Raw genomic sequence first — 16,930 nt, forward strand, 5'->3', positions numbered from 1 at the left:
TTCACATAGAGCCGAAAAATTCAGCTGCGAAGTGTGGTCAGCAGCGCCACCAGTCCGGCAATGGCGGTAAAAGGCTCGGGATCCGTGTAGGCAGTAAAACGTGCCGCCAATCGTTCTCCGCGTTGGCTGGCGACGGCCAAATGTTCGCTGGTGGTTGCAAATGCTTTACCTGAACCTTTCTCGTAACCAGGGATATGTTGTTTCAGGCGGCGCATCACTTCGTCGCGGTATAGCGGAGCCTGAATGTCTTCGTAGTGGAGCAGCAGCCACAGCTCAAAACTGGGCACCGAGGCAACGGCCTGGAAAACGACCGGCTGCTTGGCGTCGTTCCTGAGCTTACCATCCAGCGACTCAGCCAGCCGCAGCGCGTCGAAATAGCTGTCATGATCGTCGCGGTCGAACGCGGCATAGACCTTCTCGAACGCACGCCGCTGGACATTTTTGTGACGGTCGCCGCTTTCAAACAATTGTTGGGCGTACTGCACCACCTGGATGGGCGCGGTACCTAACTCGCTGGGCCAGACCTCCACATTGGCGATATGCAGACGATAGGCCGCGCGGATTTCACGGAAGTAGTTCGGCTCAGTTTTGCTACCTTCGGAGACGATCAAAATGCGGTCGTAACTGGTACGCCGCCCCTGCTTGCGCTCGAGCTGCTTCTGTTGACGCTCCTTGGGGGAGTTGTCGCGGGCGATTAGTGCTTCAACCCCAGCGTGTGACTGAGAAATGGGATGCCGCCGTACCGCCCCATCAGGTAGCCGCGCTCCAGTGCCTCGTTCTTGCGCGGACTGAATTCGGAAAGACTGACCAATGTCGATGCCTGATCACGATCTTTTTCCACGAACCACACTTGATCGCGCCGAAACAGGTCGGGGGCGTCCAGCAGCGAGGTATCGTGGGTCGTAAAGATCAATTGCGCACCGCCAGTGTTGATCTCGGGCCAGTGGAATAACCGCACCAGCTCACGCACAAGCATGGTATGTAAACTGGTATCGAGTTCATCGATGACCAACGTCAGCCCTTTGCTTAGGACGTTCAGAACCGGGCCGGTAAGAAACAGCAGATTGCGCGTGCCACTGGACTCGTCCATCAAATCAAACACGGCTTTACCCTGTTCGGTAACGTGGTGGAAGCGCAGCTGGTGCTCTTCCAGCTCCTCTGGTCGCACTTCGGTTTTGCCGGCCACTAGGTCGAAGTGAACGGCCTGTCCGGGCACCTTGCGAGTTTCCACATCGATGTCGGAGATGCTGATGTCGGCGGCAGTGAGGAAGTTGCATATCTCCTTGCGGTCGTCAGCCTGCTTGAGCATCTGGATAGACACCTGCGGACTGAGTTGGGCTTGTTCGTTGAAGATGATCAGCCGATTCACGAACCAGTCGAACACCGGGCGCAAGGCTTCGCTATTGAGTTGCACCGCCATCGACAGGAACAGTGCATTCGGGCGGGTAGCGCCTTCCCATACATTTTTGGATCCCTTGAGGCCGGGACCGAAGTCGTAGACATCCTTACCGGTTTCGGCATCAAAGTGACGAACGAACCAACGCTGCGGTTTGAACGTCTTGTAGACCAGCAGGTGCTCGCTGACGATGCGCTGCGGAGTCATGGCAAAGCCATACTGGTAGCGCACACCATCCAGCAGGAAAGTGACTTCAAATTCGGTAGCTTGGCTGGCGGAGTCAGCATCTAGCCTAAAGGGTTGCACCGCAAAGGACTGACCGGGCTGGATCGCCGTCGCCGATTCGGTCACAACGCCGCGCATGTATTGCAGCGCCTTGATGAGGTTGGACTTGCCGCTGGCGTTGGCACCGTAGACCGCCGCACTGCGCAGCAGGGTGGGCGCGGCGCTGATGCCCGTGGCCAAGGTGTGGGTGTCCTGCAAGGTCTTGTCCTTGGACGCAACAAGACTAAACACCTGCTCATCGCGCAGACTGCGGAAGTTCTTGACGCGGAACTCGACCAGCATTGCATCACCTCGACAATTAAAAATATATCGAAATTATGCACTAAACGCGCAAAATATCAAGTTATTTTAACTTGCCGGCGCATTGTGAGATCGTTTGAGGCGGCATCGATCCGCTACACATACAGTAGCGCCCGAGCCATCCGGCATGTCGCGGAAAGGCGACACGGTCCTGAAGTATTTCGGCCAAATCATCTAATTCAGGGCCAATGCGGGCAGGATTTGCTATCCCGATCGGAGGACGGGCGCGGGTTCAATTCCCGATTCCGCCCTCGGGGGCAAATGGCCGAAAAGGTGGGCTTTCGGCCAAAAGTAGGGGCATCTGTTCGGGCTACGGTGCGGAATAGAACCGTTCTCTGTCCTGCTCCCTGACGATTTCATGCCAGCGCTTGGCTGGCTCTAAAGGTTTTGCCGGGCTCTCGGCTTCCTCTTCGACGGCGGGCAAAAAGTCGTTAGTGAAGCGGATATCAAGTGTTAGAATTCATCTCGATGACCAATTCATTTCGATAGGGGTGCAGTCGACGTGGTCATGGCCGATTGGTTTGGATGTTGGATTGAAGATGAACGGTTGGGGTAAATGGCAAATCGTTTCTTTACCCAAAACTAAACACATCTTTTAGCTCAGAATTACTTAGATTCCCTATCCATTTTTCTCCGCTACCAACAGTCATATCAGCCAGATTTCGCTTAGATTGAATCATTTCATTAATGCGTTCTTCGAATGTTGCTCGGGTAATCAAACGATGGACTTGTACGTTATGTTTCTGGCCAATGCGATAAGCCCGGTCGGTTGCTTGCGACTCAACAGCCGGATTCCACCACAAATCAAAGTGGATCACATTGGCGGCGGCTGTCAGGTTAAGGCCGGTACCGCCTGCTTTTAGCGAGAGCAGAAATATGCGTTCGGTGCGGTCATTCTGAAAACGTTCCACCATACTGTCGCGTGTTTTACGTGCAACACCGCCGTGCAGGAATTGCGGTTCACGCCCAAATCGTGTCTTGATCCATGCCGACAGCAACTCACCCGCTTCGCGGAATTGTGTAAACACCAGTACCTTCTCATGGGCAGTGAGCAAGGGTTCAAGCAAATCAAGAAACAATTCGGCTTTGCCTGACAAATTGGCGCCAGCATCTCCCTTTTTAAGATATTGCGCAGGATGATTACAGATTTGCTTCAAGGCCATGATCATTTGCAGCACCAACCCCTGGCGTTTGAATGTGTCGGATTCGCCACTGATCACCCGCAAGGCTTCACGCACAACGGATTCATACAATGCCGCTTGCTTTTTCGTCAGCTCGCAGTATTGATTCTGTTCAATCTTGTCGGGCAGATCGCTAATGATGCTTTTGTCCGACTTAAGCCGCCGCAGCAGAAATGGGCTAGTGATGCGCTTAAACCGATTTGCCACGTGCTGATCATGATGGCTTTGTATCGGCACCGCAAACTCTTTGGTAAAACTGGTGAGATTGCCCAGAAAACCACGATTGGCAAAATCCATGATGCTCCAGTATTCGGACAACCGGTTCTCAACGGGTGTGCCGGTCAAGGCAACGAAACTCACCGCTGGGATCGCCTTGACAGCTTTGGTCTGCTCAGTGGCCGGGTTTTTGATATTTTGTGCTTCATCCACGACGACGATACACCAAGACAATTTCTTGAGCTTGGCCAGATCAGACCGCACCAAGCCGTAGGTCGTCAGCAGTATATCCGTGCGTTCTTTTTCCAGCGCGCGTTCCGTGCCATGAAAAATTTCCACTGTCAGCGTCGGCGCAAAGCGTGCGATTTCTTTTGTCCAGTTGGTCAATAAGCTGGTCGGCACAATCACGAGCGCTTTAGCCTCTTCCAGCTTCCCTTCCTCTTTGAGTTTCAGCAGAGTAACGATCACCTGGAGGGTTTTGCCCAACCCCATGTCGTCGGCGATAACGCTACCAAACCCGATACGAATATTGCGATATAACCAGGCATAGCCGCGCTCCTGATAAGGACGCAGGATTGCATTGAGCGCACCGGGCAGCGGCACACTGCTTATTTCGGTAAGTTGACGAATAATGTCCCGCGCCTGAGCGTCCAGCATTATGGGTGAACCCAGATACTCTTCGGTCAAGGCACTACGCAGCAGCTCTGCCTGCGTAGTGCGCGGTGGTTTTTCCAGTTGCAGGCGCAGCCGTTCAATTTCGGCAGGATCCAGATAAACATATTCACCCCTGAAACGCACAATCCCGTGCGCAGTTTTCACCAGTTCTTCAAATTCCGTTTGCGTAAGCTGGTTATGCCCAATCGCCACAGTCCAGTCGAAACCAAAAATATCATTCGCATTGAGATAGCCGGAACTACTGGTATCCTTACCGGATAGTTTCATCGATAAACACGGCCGCAGCACGCGGTCCAGCGCTTTGGGCAGCAACGCGCGTATTCCCATTAGCCGGATAATAGGCAGCACATCAAATAAAAATGCCGGGAGTGCTTCAGCGCTCAGCGCTATCGGCGTTGTTGCACCCGTATTGATATAACCGTTAAAGTCCGGGAAGAATTCCGCCAGCAATGCCACCGTTCTCAATACACTATATCGATTCTCCTGCCATGCTGGATCGGTTAGCAGACTGACAAATGTGGCTGGTTCTTGCAGTAGGTCATTACGTGACGCCACGCCCAATGACAAGCTAAATCCAATATTTTCTTCCTCTAACCGCAACACCGGCACATGGGCCTGATAGCCAATATGAAAGCGTGCTAGCCATAATTGCATCCCGCTGCCCACTTCACCTTCTCCGGGTCCTTCAAACCGCGCGTGGCCGTGACCAAAAAACAGATCGATCAGTTTGTTACCATAGGGCTTCTCAGCACTGGCATCGCTCCAACGACGTATAAATTCGCTCAGAAATAAACTGCATAGCGCCACGGATTGGGCTTCTCCCGAGAGATTGACCACCTGCTTGTCACCGTGGAAAGCCAGCAATCCGGATGGCAGACGCGCTGCCAACTGACCGATCAACACGCTCACCGTCTCATCCAGCATTGCCGGTAACCAGCGCAGTCCCACGCCCAATTTATCTGCATTGAACACCTGCGGTAAGACTGCGCCCTTTGCCAGCAAATGCAAGCTAGTCATGCGTGCATGAAGCATAGCCGCAACTTCGGGTTGAAGGTCCGGCAAATCAGCTTCGGCAATCTGTTGCAGATCGGATACCCAATCTGACCAGCGCAATGACACCGTCAGTCCGGCAAGGGTAGGTTGATAGCTAGTATTGAGTGATATGTGCGGCTTATCCGCAGCGTTAATTACGGATTTCGCTTGATCCGTTTCCATGACAGTATTGAGTGCAAGCCGGGCCTGCTTGATCACTCGCTTCATCACTTTCTCATAAATGACACGAAAATCACCCTGCTGAAAGAAAGCAGGATTTGCAGGCAGTACACTCACTAGAGAAACCGCAAGATCAGGCAAAGTCGAGTAATCCAACACGCTGTAGTTCACTGCATCAGTAGCATCCTGCACCGTCACAGCATCTTGCTGTGATAGATTCAGCAAGTCGCTGGCTATCGGAAGCGCTGCCTTTGCTTCGCTTTCAATCGAAATATGGCGGGCTTTCAGTTCCTGGATGAGATCGACTCCCTTCAACGAAAACACCATAAAAGGGTTGCCATCAATTTCCCGGCTAATCAAATAAATCACCGCAGCCAGATGTTTGCACGGCACGGCCCAATCCGGACAGGAACACCCCATGGATAGATCCGACCAGCGTGCCGGAAAAATATCGATCTTTAGCACTCTAGCGCGTTCCAGAACAGCAGGATCCAGTTCACGGTTGAGCATTTTCGAGATAACCACCGGATCCAGCGCCAGAGCATCAAGTAAAACCTTGGCCTGTTGTTGCGACATAGCCGGAACCTCGATTTTTACAGTGTAAGGCTGCGGGCGCGAACCTTTGACCTTGGCATAAATGTTTCCCTGCTGTATCTCAATTTTCGTCACAGAACCTTTATTGGCATAACTGCGCCCTCGCGGTAACCGATTGTCATAGTCGATTTGAGAAAGCGAGTTAAGCCACTGTGCTCCCCACCAAGTTTGTCCGTAACCTTTATGTGCTGACATGATTCAATATTATAAAAAAATAAAGTAAGTCTAAAGGAATTCAACCTCAATATTTCGTGTGTATCAAGAATATAAGCAATTTTGGATTGTTCTGAGGCAAGTTTAGATATGTTATCAACATAAGGTTCACTGCTCTTACCAATTCTCCAATCAAACCGCATTGATAAGTCCGCGCGTAATATGTTGAATTAACGAGAAATAAAAATATCAACCTGCGGACTTCGACTATTGGGGTGGAGAGAAGAATTGGCCAAATAGAGAATAAGTTCGTAAGCGTCCAGCGCCACCATCTATCAATTATTTTTTCTCAGTATTTCAATAAATTCAGGTGGTAACGGTAGCAACTCGTCAATTCGACTGTTAGGCAGTTCCGCATCATCATACTGATCAAGCTCATTGAGTTTGACTAGAGCGCGTGCAAGCCAGGGTTCTCCACGAATCTGGCCGGGTCGCAAGGGGCGGAACAAATGAATGACTTCCGCAGCGGGTACGCGCACCGGAATCAGATTGTCGCCCACACTGCTCATGGGGGAGGCAAGCGCATCCAATGGATGGGAGCGATACATCCAGTAGGCTACACGCCGCCCAAAACTGTCGAATTCGATGCCGCAGCGGATCCTGTTGCCATTCTCGGCCACAGCGTTATAGGTGATTGGCACATGTTCAGGTTCCAGTACCTGTAGTTGCATCGGCACGATGAGATTATCGATTTGCTGACGGTAACGAATACGGATGAACGCTTCACCGCCTTCCAGCATTGCTCGGACACTCAGTGCCTGTAGGCCATAGAAGTCGGTGAGTCCTGCAGCATCAGCTTCCTCACACCAATCCCACCAGAGTGCATGAATCGCTTCACGAATCAGATTATCAGCGACCATCGATTGCGGCTTGATGCCCGTGCCGATGGCATTTGCAACAAAAACTTCCACTCCTGCAGCCGCCCAGGCATTGCGTCGGATAAGATCACGGCTTTTGGCGCGAAGATCATCCTGCGCATAGGCCAGGGTTGCTACTGCACCCAGATTACCCGGCATCCACGCCACAGAGCGACGACCAGAACCAACGCCATCATAGATGGGCGCACCTTTACTGCCGAACAGCTGACGTTTCAAGTTTGAGAAAAAACTCATTAAAACCCTTTGTCAGTGGTGATGCGAATCTGGCAAGCAGAGTTTGTGGTGCCCAATCCGCGCTTGACTTCGCGTATGGCGGCTTTCAAATCGTCTACTGAACGATATTCAACCGTCTTATCAGCAAAAGTGACGCGATGTTCACCGCGTGCCAGTGCTTTTTCCAGCGCGGTCAATTGATCCTGGGTGTAGGCCATTGGTTGGTCATCCATAGAATAAAATCATCTTGACTTTTATTGCTCTTGACGAAGTAAGGATAATTCCTTACTATCATCATTAATTACGTATAGGAGTCCACCATGCCCCGCATTCATGAAACTGCAACCATTACCTCTAAAGGACAAATCACACTGCCCAAGGCGATCCGCCAGGCATTGGGTGTCGATTCTGGTGGTAAAGTCGTGTTCGATTTCGACGGAAAAGCCATTACCGTTTCGCGCGCGGATACTGGGGAACATACCGATCCGGCCATTGCACAATTCCTGGCTTTACTCGAACATGATCTGGTCAAGGGCAAAAATATCACGGTGTTGCCGACTGCTCTGGCCGAGAGCCTGAAACAGGCGCTCAAACATCCGGTTGATCTGTCTGAAGACATCGAAGGCGACGTCAGTCTTTGATGCCCGGTCAGTGGTCATTGCTGTTCCATCACTGTTTACTGGAACAGTTGGAGCGCTTGAAGAGAGCTTCTGACAAGGCTCTCGCGGCTAGTCCAGACAAAGCGCGCGAGAATGCCAACGTCAAGCTTTATGCTGCGCTGGCTAAACTGATGTTGGAAATCATTCCCAGCGATCCTGGCCGGGATGAATACCGGCAGGGCAATACCATGGGGCCAGACTTTCGGCATTGGCGACGTGCCAAGATCGGCCGGCGGTTTCGTTTATTCTTTCGGTATGATTCGAGCACCAAGGTCATCGTCTACGCTTGGGTGAATGACGCGAACACGTTGCGCGCAAAAGGCAGTAAACATGACCCTTATGCAGTATTTCAAAAAATGCTCGACCGTGGTAATCCTCCAGATGACTGGGATTCGTTACTGCGTGAATCCAGTGAGCAGGCAATAAAGCAACCAGCCAAACCCCGCTAGGCATACTGTATTAGATCATCCAGCGACTACGAATCAACCGCCTGCCGCGCTGGTTTTCCCTAGAATCAACAACAGACTCACCGGATTGGATGAGGCTGTGATCATTGATATCCGGATTGACTGCTGCTTGCGATTCCTGCATTCCAAGCTGTTTTTCCAGCTCGCGCCAATGACGTTCTTCAAATCTGTCCAGACCTGCAAGACTCGCTGCTGCCCGTGCATAAACGTAACAATCCAGTGCTTCATTGCGCTCGCGCATCTTTTGCCATTCGCGGATGGCGTAACCTTTACGGTCGCGCCGGGTGACCAATTGCTCGGCACAGAGCTGCTGGATGAATTCAGCATCGATCCTGGGCAGATGCACGAAACCCGTGGGATACCGGATGGTGACTCCATCCTCCAGCACATCTGCGCTTTTTCTGAGATTATTGTAGAACTCTAGCTTTGCAATGCCACCTGCCACCGAAAAAACCTTGACACCCCGACGCAGTTTCTTGCCGCCGGTTGTGGCATCCACGGCAGTGGGTGTGCCAACCAAAGCGGCGCCACGAGCCACACCTTTGACTGCCATGATTCTGGAATCTTTAACCAAACGCACGAAAGCATAAGCTTCCTGAGTCGCAAATCCGGTATCGATGGCAAAACGCGCAAGCGGTAAAACTGCACCGGACTCGTGCGTCCAGGTTTCGGCAATCATTTCGGCAAGGCGTTTCCATACCGCATCGCGCGCAGTATCGCCCATCAGTACCCGGTGTTCGATCAGCCAGGATTCCTTGCCGCGCCCGAAGGCCCAGATTGAGGTCTCGATCCTATCTTTCTGTATGTCAGCACCACCTGTCAGTAAAAGACCACCGGCAGGTACGGTGCCGATTTTGTAATCTTCCCGACGCTCGATCAGACGTTGCCAGTCAGGGGCTTCGCCTTCCTCGACCCAGGTTTCACCCAATTCGGTGTTCTTGAAAGTCTTGATGGCGGAAGCCGATCCTGATTCCTTGTTCACGGCAGATTCCCACGCAGCAGCAATATCTCGCCAACTGCGCCAGCCAACGGGACTGTAGAGACTGGATAGATGAAATCCGGCAGTCTTGCTGGTAATTTCAGACATCGCCCGCCACTCACCATGCTCCAGCATCCAGGTTTTGTGCTGTTCATAGATGGCTTGGTCGCAGGATTCACAAATATAGGCTGCTGTTTCGGGTTGACCTTTCTCCCAACGCAATTGCTCGAAGCGCAACCACTGCCGATGTGAGCAATGTGGGCAGGGAACGAAGTAACGACGTTGATCACTCGCATCAAATTCCCGCTCGATACTGCTGGCTCCTGCTATCGTGGGTGTGGACACGATAAAAATCTTGCGGCGCGCAAAAGTTCGGGTGCGTGCCTCGGCCAGTGAAATCGCATCGCCTTCACCATCGACATCACTTGGGTAACCATCCACCTCATCCAGAAACAGGTAACGTACCGGCATGGAGCGCAAGCCCGCCGCACTGTTGGCACCAGTCATCACCAATACACCACCACGAAATTCCTTAGCCAGAATCGTATTACCAGCATCGCGGCTTCTGGCTGGTGCGATCAATTCTGCCAGCACAGGGGATTCCTCGATCAGCGGATCGATGCGCTGCTTGGAGTTGCGCTTCGCCATTTCCACCGTGGGCCACACGGCCATCATGGGACCGGGCGCATGGTGGATGATGTAGCCAATCCAGCAGCTGCCACATTCCGTGCCGCCCACCTGCGCGCCTTTCATGAACACCACCCGCTCGATAGGTGACATCGGCGACAAGCAATCCATGATTGCCTTCAAGTACGGTGTGCGGCTGGTGCGCCATCTGCCAGGTTCGGCGGAAGCCTTGCTGGATAACATCCGGTGACGATCGGCCCACTCGGATACGGTCAGCAATGGGTCTGGCATCAAACCTTCGCGCCAGGATCTTTCAATATCCAGTGCACCTTCGTAATCGAACTCCAGCATCAATCCACCCGTGGGTTTAAATCACCCAGTTCCTGCAAATGCTCACGTACGGCTGCCTCAAGCGCTACATGCAGCGTATGTGCATCGATATCGAGCTTTGCTGCCATTTGCGCTGAAATGCGCGTGGGCCAATTGAGCCAGGCATCGCGCTCGGATCTGGCCAGCTTGAAGACATGAGCAATGGCCTGTGGTCGATCGACGAGATCACCTTTGAGCTGCGCTAAGCGCACCTTGTTAGTCTGGGCTTTGACGACCTCATTGACCGTGCGGGCTTGTAATAGTGAAGTGCCGTTGGGTGACAATGTGGACTGAATTGGCTCAGTTGCTTGATTTTGCATAAAGGATCGCTTGCGAGGAGATGCTGTGTTTTGCTCCCATTCACGATCTGCCTGCTCAGGATCGATGGCGCCATCCGCTTCTTGCGTGATCCGGCCAGCTTCGATTGCCTTCATGACGGCAACATGGGAGACGCCGCGGTGGCGGGCATAGGCGCGAATCGATAGACCCATGATTGTTATCAATCTTTTGTTGAAATAAGTGTATGTTCTACTTGTCTTTGTGATTGAAAAGAGCGTTCATGTCACTGTCATCAACAAACATGCAGGAGAAAGAAATGAGCTACACCACCAACGGTTTTACGATCGATGAAGTCGGTTTTATCCAAATTGCGCTGACCAAGGTATTGGCAGCAGTCGCACGCGGCGAGTTGGATTTAAATCTTATAGCACGCGAAGAATTGGCCGCACGTGGTCTGGACAAAAACGGCGTTTGGGTTGGGTTTGACCAAGCTGCAAAGATTCACTACGTTTAAGGAGACATAGCATGCAACAACTTGTCACTATCCTGAACCAGATCGCACAACAACATCTAGACATCGACACTCTGGAAACGCGCCACAGGTGACAGCCTTGATTTCCATGACATCGCTGCGTGGTGCATCAAGGATGCCTTGCAAGCTGCCTTCAATGCCGGGCAACAAGCGACCAAAAACAATCACAAGCAATTTTAATCAAGAGAATCGCCATGACAATCAAAATCAGTCCCGCACAGCAACAAATTCTCAGCCATGCCGCAAAACATACCGACGGCAAATTGACCTGGTTTCCTGACACCATCAAGGGTGGAGCCAAAAAGAAAGTGATCGATAGCCTGTTCAGCCGGGGTTTGATCACCACCGACAAAACTGACTGGTTTATCACAACCCTGGGCTATGAAGCCATGGGGCTGCCGCACCGGGGTTTGATCAACCCTGCAGTGCTTGATGTAGTCACCGATTCTGCTAAAGTCGAACTAGTGAGTAAACCAAAAATTCGTTCACGGGAAAACAGCAAACAGGCACAAGTGATTGCCATGCTCAAGCGTCCAGAGGGCGCGACTATTCAGCAGATTTGCCAAGCAACGCAATGGCAATCACACACTGTTCGTGGTTCCATGGCTGGAGCACTCAAGAAAAAGCTTGGACTTGCCATTACATCGGAAAAACCCGAGGGTGGCGAGAGGGTGTATCACATCGGATAAGTTATCTATGCAGAGAGCGGCAAATACCGCTCTCTGTGGTTTTAAAGGGCTTAGTTCTTGGCAACTGCACTCTTGAAAGTTGCACCAGCAGAGAATTTCGGCACGGTTGTCGCAGCAATCGAAAGTTTCTCACCGGTCTTTGGATTCTTGCCTTCACGAGCAGCACGTTGGGCTGATTTGAACGATCCGAAACCAGGTAACGATACATCGTCACCGTTGGCAACGGATTCGACGATAGTGTCGAGCACAGCATTCAAGGCACGACCTGCATCAGCTTTGGTCAAATTTGTGCGGGTAGCAATCTGTTCAATCAGTTCGGTTTTGTTCATGCTGTGAATGCTCCTGTTGGTTGAGAAGCCCGCAGTATAACCGTTTAGACTTATTTGCATCATAAAACTGATGATAGAGAGTTCTTCTAAGCACCTTTATGGAGCTGTTTTAGCTAAAATTGTCCTTTGATTCGGAGATTGCTATGGCTGTAAACGTAAAACTGTCAGAGAACCTGGTCGCCCAAGCCAAGCGTTACGCGCAAACTCAGCATCGCTCGGTGCCAAAACAGATCGAATACTGGTCGCAGATTGGGAAGATTGCCGAGGAAAACCCGGATCTACCGTTTACCATGATTCGCGATATCTTGATCGCTGATCAAGAAGAGTCCACGGGTGAGTACCAGTTCGGTTGACGCAATTAGCTGAGCGGTTTTAACTCGTAACTGGTGCTGCGCCCACCTGCATCTGATTTCATCAGTACACCGCGATCCAACAGATCCGTGATGTCGCGCAGCGCAGAATCAGGTGAGCACTTGGCGATAGCGGCCCACTTGCTGCTGGTCAGCTTGGCGTCAAACCCATCCAACAGCCGATTGAGCAGTTTTATTTGCCGGTCATTGAACGGCGTGCCTGCCCAACACTGCCAGAACCTGGCTTTGGTCAGAACGACTGCGAGCGTGTCTTCTGCACACTGGATGGCACGTACTAGACAACCCAGAAACCATTCCAGCCAATCGGTGACATCCAGTGGGCCTTTTTGCGTGTGTTCGAGCATGTCGTAATAATCTTTGCGTTCTCGCTGTATCTGCGCGGATAGACTGTAGAATCTTTGCGCCGATTGTTCTGCGCGCGCCAGAGCCATGTCACCCACTGCACGCGCGATGCGTCCATTGCCATCGTCAAACGGGTGGATGGTCACAAACCACAGGTGGGCCAGGCCCGCCTTTACTACCGAATCAGATTCCTGGTGCGCATTGAACCAGAACAGGAAATCTGACATCTCTGCTTCTAGCCGCTGGGCGGGCGGCGCTTCAAAGTGCACCTTCTGGCGGCCAACTGGCCCGGATACGACTTGCATCGGGCCAAATGCGTCATCGCGCCCGCCTCCGGTGTGGATTTTGGTCAAGCCGCTGTAACCAGTGGGAAACAACGCCGCATGCCAGCCAAACAATCGGGTTGTAGTCAGAGGTTGGTCAAAGTGACCGGTCGCATCCAGCACCATGTCGACCACGCCATCGACATGCCGATCAGCAGGAGCCAGGGCGCCGATCTCGACGCCGAGACGGCGCGCGATGGAAGAACGCACCGTATCTGGATTCAGTCGCTCGCCTTCTATCTCGCTGGTCTTGAGCACATCTTCGGTCAACACCAGTAAAGTGGCCTGGTCGCGTAACCCGAGCCCCAGATCGCGCATTCGACCCTGCAAGTGACCTTGGGCGTGGTGGACCTGAGCCAATAAACCAGTCAGACGTTGCGCTTCATAGCGCCAGTGAGGCCAGTCAGGCTGTTGCCAGAGGTAAGTTCTATTTCCGCTATTCATGCGGAGATTATGAAGTATATTCTCCGCAAGGTCAAATTGTTCGCCGCAACTATTGCGGCAATTAAGCCATCCATTCACCGCAATGCACCAAGTTTACAAAGTTGCTACCAAATCTACCTTTGCGATTCACTGTGAGATTCCTAATGAGATAGCTGCATAAACAGTGCTGTGAGACAATTGAGTCTACTGATTTTTCAAAAGTTGTTTTTTATGCAGCGCTTAAAGATATGGGCGCGAGCCTTGAAGCGTGACGTAATGACGCTGTGGTTCGCGCTAAAACATCCTGACACTCCCTGGTATGCGAGAGCCTTTGCAGCAGTTATCACTGCATACGCACTCAGTCCTATTGACCTCATCCCTGACTTCATTCCTATTTTGGGTTATTTGGATGACTTGATCATCGTTCCCTTTGGGGTTTGGTTGCTGTTGAAGATCGTGCCCGAGCACGTGCTGACGGATAGCCGTGCTGAATCCGACCGGTGGCTCTTGGAACGAAAAGAAAAGCCGCAAAGCTATGTTGGTCTTGTCATCATTCTTGGACTATGGGGTGTAGCAGGTTGGGCGATGCTCCGCTGGTTTGTCCAATGAGTTTTGTCCTGGAACTATCTGATTGAAGGAAACGCCATCACTGGCGCGCTTTGCTTCCTGTCCCGTGTAATCCTGAAATCTTCGGCATATAACATCGCAATACTTTGGATCAAGTTCCATCAACCGCGCCTGACGCCCTGATTTCTCGGCAGCGATCAATGTCGTTCCTGAGCCACCGAACGGATCCAGAACGATGTCTCGACCCTTGCTGGAATTGACAATGGCGCGCTCCACCAATTCTACTGGCTTCATGGTGGGGTGCAGATCGTTCTTGGCGGGTTTGTTGATCTGCCACACATCGCCCTGATTGCGTGCGCCACACCAGAAATGGTCAGCGCCATCGCGCCAGCCATACAGAATCGGCTCATACTGGCGTTGGTAGTCGGCGCGCCCTAAAGTAAAAGTGTTCTTGGCCCAGATGATGAACGTCGACCACTTGCCACCAGCAGCACGAAACGCTGATTGCAACGTATCGAGTTCGGATGAACTCATGGCAATGTAAATCGCACCCTTGGTGACCGAGAGCATGTTGCTGCAAGCAGCTTCGAGAAATGGGCCAAACTCGCTGCCGAGATTGTCGTTCAAAATGGGGCGATTTTTGCCGCGCAATTTATCTTTCGCAGAGTTGGCGTAATTGACGCCATAGGGTGGATCGCAAAAAATCATATCTGCCAATTCGCTCCCCAGCAGTAATTTGTAATCTTCCGGCTGGGTTGCATCACCGCACAGCAGGCGGTGGTTGCCCAGCAACCATACATCGCCAGTGCGTGATACCGGATTCTCCGTCACTTCCGGCACTGCATCGTCATCGGTCAAGCCTGCAGGATTTTCTTCAAACAACAATTCGTCCAGTTCATCGCCGCCAAAACCAAGCAAATCCAAATCGAATTCGGATAATTTGAGATCGGCAAGTTCCAGAGCCAGCAATTCTTTGTCCCAACCAGCATTCTCAGCCAGACGGTTGTCGGCCAGAATGTAGGCACGCTTTTGAGTGGGGGAGAGGTGAGCCAGTTCGATCACCGGTACAGTGTCCAGTCCAATCTTGCGCGCAGCGAGCAATCTGCAGTGCCCCGCAATTAATCCGCGTTCTCCGTCTGCGAGGATCGGGTTGTTAAAGCCAAATTCCCGGATGCTGGCAGCAATTTGTGCAACCTGCTCATCAGAGTGCGTGCGCGCATTGTTGACGTACGGCACGAGCGATTCGATCGGCCGGTATTCGATGTGGAGGTTTTGCATGGGCAATAAAAAAAACCCGCAACAAAGGCGGGTTAGAATGAGATTAAAATTATAGAAGTAGTGGAGTGGTAACTGGTAACCCCGGTAACCTTGTTTTGTGGCCTGTCGCTAGCGCTATGCTGCGCTGCCGCCCCCCGCATCCAACTCTGCTTAGGAAGGACCCGTCAAATTTCCGCATTAACCCGCACTGGCTTACTAAAGCCACGCAAGTTGCGTGGTTTGACAGGTAGAATCGGTCTGGGTGGTATTCAGTGCGTTCTTGCTTCGACTATAGTGCAAATTCTAGCAGAAAATTCCTGAAATGCGACACCCCCTGTAAGCCTTCAAATTAGCGCTTCTCCGAAACATTCCGCAATCTCCATCAAACATTCTCAATTTTTATTAAAATTACTAACGCAAGCAGTCGCAGGCACTTCATTGAGATGATCAACCACGATCTGTAACGCCCTTTGCCAGCGTCGCTGAGCAGTCTTGGTGCAGCATCCAAAGCGTTTTGCAATCTTATGCCACTCATAGTGCTTGGCGCGCATCCAGACCAGATGCCGCTGTTCCTCTTCCAGCCACTGCACCCAATGCATGGTTTCATGCATACGGTCGATTGCGGCTGGGGTGGGTGGGAATCGATAGATGAACGGTTCGGCGCCAAGGTTCTCCCAGGACATACGCTGAATGTCCGGCCAGCAATTGAAGTAGCCCTGGACGCGTACCGGTGGAAGACGTTCTGCTGTTTGAGCTGCCTCTGAAAAGCGATCTGCAACGAGTTCAGCTGTCCATTTAACCATGGCTTGCTCCTTTCGTACCATAGAGACGCTCGCCTATGCGCCTGAGCAACTCTCGTTCCGTCCAGTCGAGGCGATCATCATCCGGCGACACGACCAAAATGTGCTGATCACGCCAGCCACTTTGTTTGATTACTTCCAGATCGGTCACTTGCGGTTGCAGACGGCCGAGTGGGCAGCGGTAGTGTTGTTGTGGAATTTTCATCTTGCACCTCCATGTTCCAGCGCCCAATGCAGCAGTGCCAGCGCATCGGCTTCATTGTCATCAACTGGGGCATAGCCACGAAATTGAACGGATGCGATCATCTCGTCCTTGCTTGCATTGCCTTTGCCAGTCGCGTGTTTCTTGATCGTGCCCACCGGCACACCCTGGTACGGGATGTTGTGATGCTCACACCACGCGGTGAGCGTGGCCAGGAAGCCGCCATAAGCGTGCGCTGCATCTACGCCCGCGTGCCGTCTAACTTCTTCCATGAATACGGTGTCGATGCCACCGGCACACTGCTTGACTTCGGTGAGCCAGCGCTTGAAACGCAGGTAGCGCATGCCACCTCCCTCAAAGCGTCCAGGTTTGAAAGATTCTGATCCACTAGCTATCGATCCATCCCGACTGAGCAATGCCCAACCGGTTTGAGTACCAAGGTCTAGTGTCATGATAGATACTCCGGAATGGTTGCCACTTTGCTTGAGCCAAGGCAGACCCCTTCGGTTCGGGGGAGAGAAAACGAAGTGTTTCTCTCCCCCCGAAGGGGGG

The 16,930-nt window shown here is 52.1% G+C and carries 21 protein-coding genes; 8 read left to right on the forward strand and 13 right to left on the reverse strand.

Annotated features, from left to right (window positions below):
- Positions 1–20: 20 nt before the first annotated feature.
- The 5 genes from C7H79_RS09515 to C7H79_RS09535 form a co-directional block, all read right to left on the reverse strand.
- On the reverse strand, positions 21–611 hold the full coding sequence (locus tag C7H79_RS09515; protein ID WP_197714617.1) for an RloB family protein: 591 nt from the start codon (positions 609–611) through the stop codon (positions 21–23).
- A gap of 83 nt (positions 612–694) precedes the next feature.
- Positions 695–1,963: an AAA family ATPase gene (locus tag C7H79_RS09520; RefSeq protein WP_106707049.1), complete on the reverse strand. Its 1,269-nt coding sequence runs from the start codon at positions 1,961–1,963 to the stop codon at positions 695–697.
- 590 nt (positions 1,964–2,553) lie between these two features.
- Entirely contained in the window at positions 2,554–6,054 is a 3,501-nt protein-coding gene (locus C7H79_RS09525; protein WP_106707050.1) for an SNF2-related protein, read from the reverse strand.
- A gap of 293 nt (positions 6,055–6,347) precedes the next feature.
- Positions 6,348–7,184, reverse strand: coding sequence for a phage portal protein (locus C7H79_RS09530; protein ID WP_106707051.1), 837 nt, complete (start codon positions 7,182–7,184; stop codon positions 6,348–6,350).
- A complete protein-coding gene (locus tag C7H79_RS09535; RefSeq protein WP_242447227.1) occupies positions 7,184–7,396 on the reverse strand; it encodes a phage head-tail joining protein in 213 nt (70 codons plus the stop codon). Before C7H79_RS09535 ends, C7H79_RS09530 begins: the two co-directional genes overlap by 1 nt.
- 87 nt (positions 7,397–7,483) lie before the next feature.
- On the opposite strand from C7H79_RS09535, the gene C7H79_RS09540 reads away from it, so the two are divergent.
- Together C7H79_RS09540 and C7H79_RS09545 are read left to right on the forward strand one after the other, a co-directional pair.
- Positions 7,484–7,804, forward strand: a complete 321-nt coding sequence (locus C7H79_RS09540; RefSeq protein ID WP_106707052.1) for a type II toxin-antitoxin system PrlF family antitoxin — start codon at positions 7,484–7,486, stop codon at positions 7,802–7,804.
- Positions 7,804–8,271: a type II toxin-antitoxin system YhaV family toxin gene (locus tag C7H79_RS09545; RefSeq protein ID WP_106707053.1), complete on the forward strand. Its 468-nt coding sequence runs from the start codon at positions 7,804–7,806 to the stop codon at positions 8,269–8,271. The genes C7H79_RS09540 and C7H79_RS09545 overlap by 1 nt, the downstream gene beginning before the upstream one ends.
- 10 nt (positions 8,272–8,281) lie before the next feature.
- Here C7H79_RS09545 and C7H79_RS09550 read toward each other — a convergent pair whose 3' ends face one another.
- The gene (locus C7H79_RS09550) at positions 8,282–10,246 is read right to left on the reverse strand and encodes a phage terminase large subunit family protein (RefSeq protein WP_172592400.1); all 1,965 of its coding nucleotides are present in this window, start codon (positions 10,244–10,246) and stop codon (positions 8,282–8,284) included.
- Entirely contained in the window at positions 10,246–10,698 is a 453-nt protein-coding gene (locus C7H79_RS09555) for an elements of external origin (protein ID WP_242447228.1), read from the reverse strand. Before C7H79_RS09555 ends, C7H79_RS09550 begins: the two co-directional genes overlap by 1 nt.
- 125 nt (positions 10,699–10,823) lie before the next feature.
- Between C7H79_RS09555 and C7H79_RS09560 the strand changes: the two genes are divergently transcribed.
- From C7H79_RS09560 to C7H79_RS09570, 4 genes are read left to right on the forward strand one after another with little or no spacing between them, the layout of a single operon-like run.
- Positions 10,824–11,057 carry a hypothetical protein gene (locus tag C7H79_RS09560; RefSeq protein WP_147383578.1) on the forward strand — a complete coding sequence of 78 codons (234 nt, stop codon included), beginning with the start codon at positions 10,824–10,826 and terminating at the stop codon, positions 11,055–11,057.
- Between the two features lie 11 nt (positions 11,058–11,068).
- Positions 11,069–11,149 carry a DUF6900 domain-containing protein gene (locus tag C7H79_RS19440; RefSeq protein WP_374058004.1) on the forward strand — a complete coding sequence of 27 codons (81 nt, stop codon included), beginning with the start codon at positions 11,069–11,071 and terminating at the stop codon, positions 11,147–11,149.
- 34 nt (positions 11,150–11,183) lie between these two features.
- Entirely contained in the window at positions 11,184–11,255 is a 72-nt protein-coding gene (locus tag C7H79_RS19445) for a hypothetical protein (protein WP_374058005.1), read from the forward strand.
- Between the two features lie 14 nt (positions 11,256–11,269).
- Entirely contained in the window at positions 11,270–11,764 is a 495-nt protein-coding gene (locus C7H79_RS09570; protein ID WP_106707056.1) for a DUF3489 domain-containing protein, read from the forward strand.
- A gap of 50 nt (positions 11,765–11,814) precedes the next feature.
- On the opposite strand, the gene C7H79_RS09575 is transcribed toward C7H79_RS09570, so the two are convergent.
- The gene (locus tag C7H79_RS09575; RefSeq protein ID WP_106707057.1) at positions 11,815–12,093 is read right to left on the reverse strand and encodes an HU family DNA-binding protein; all 279 of its coding nucleotides are present in this window, start codon (positions 12,091–12,093) and stop codon (positions 11,815–11,817) included.
- A gap of 143 nt (positions 12,094–12,236) precedes the next feature.
- On the opposite strand from C7H79_RS09575, the gene C7H79_RS09580 reads away from it, so the two are divergent.
- Positions 12,237–12,446, forward strand: coding sequence for a TA system antitoxin ParD family protein (locus tag C7H79_RS09580; RefSeq protein WP_106707058.1), 210 nt, complete (start codon positions 12,237–12,239; stop codon positions 12,444–12,446).
- A 5-nt stretch (positions 12,447–12,451) separates the two neighbouring features.
- On the opposite strand, the gene C7H79_RS09585 is transcribed toward C7H79_RS09580, so the two are convergent.
- On the reverse strand, positions 12,452–13,573 hold the full coding sequence (locus C7H79_RS09585) for a Fic family protein (RefSeq protein WP_106707059.1): 1,122 nt from the start codon (positions 13,571–13,573) through the stop codon (positions 12,452–12,454).
- 177 nt (positions 13,574–13,750) lie between these two features.
- On the opposite strand from C7H79_RS09585, the gene C7H79_RS09590 reads away from it, so the two are divergent.
- The gene (locus tag C7H79_RS09590) at positions 13,751–14,161 is read left to right on the forward strand and encodes a YkvA family protein (RefSeq protein WP_242447229.1); all 411 of its coding nucleotides are present in this window, start codon (positions 13,751–13,753) and stop codon (positions 14,159–14,161) included.
- Here C7H79_RS09590 and C7H79_RS09595 read toward each other — a convergent pair.
- The 4 genes from C7H79_RS09595 to C7H79_RS09610 form a co-directional block, all read right to left on the reverse strand.
- Positions 14,114–15,397, reverse strand: coding sequence for a site-specific DNA-methyltransferase (locus C7H79_RS09595; RefSeq protein WP_106707061.1), 1,284 nt, complete (start codon positions 15,395–15,397; stop codon positions 14,114–14,116). The two genes, C7H79_RS09590 and C7H79_RS09595, sit on opposite strands and share 48 nt — an antisense overlap.
- Positions 15,398–15,768: 371 nt before the next feature.
- The gene (locus C7H79_RS09600) at positions 15,769–16,179 is read right to left on the reverse strand and encodes a DUF6362 family protein (protein WP_106707062.1); all 411 of its coding nucleotides are present in this window, start codon (positions 16,177–16,179) and stop codon (positions 15,769–15,771) included.
- On the reverse strand, positions 16,172–16,381 hold the full coding sequence (locus tag C7H79_RS09605; RefSeq protein WP_106707063.1) for a hypothetical protein: 210 nt from the start codon (positions 16,379–16,381) through the stop codon (positions 16,172–16,174). The genes C7H79_RS09600 and C7H79_RS09605 overlap by 8 nt, the downstream gene beginning before the upstream one ends.
- Positions 16,378–16,830, reverse strand: coding sequence for a crossover junction endodeoxyribonuclease RuvC (locus C7H79_RS09610; RefSeq protein ID WP_106707064.1), 453 nt, complete (start codon positions 16,828–16,830; stop codon positions 16,378–16,380). The genes C7H79_RS09605 and C7H79_RS09610 overlap by 4 nt, the downstream gene beginning before the upstream one ends.
- Between the last annotated feature and the right edge of the window lie 100 nt (positions 16,831–16,930).

This window comes from Nitrosomonas supralitoralis, from assembly GCF_003011925.2.
In the GTDB taxonomy this organism is placed as follows: domain Bacteria; phylum Pseudomonadota; class Gammaproteobacteria; order Burkholderiales; family Nitrosomonadaceae; genus Nitrosomonas; species Nitrosomonas supralitoralis.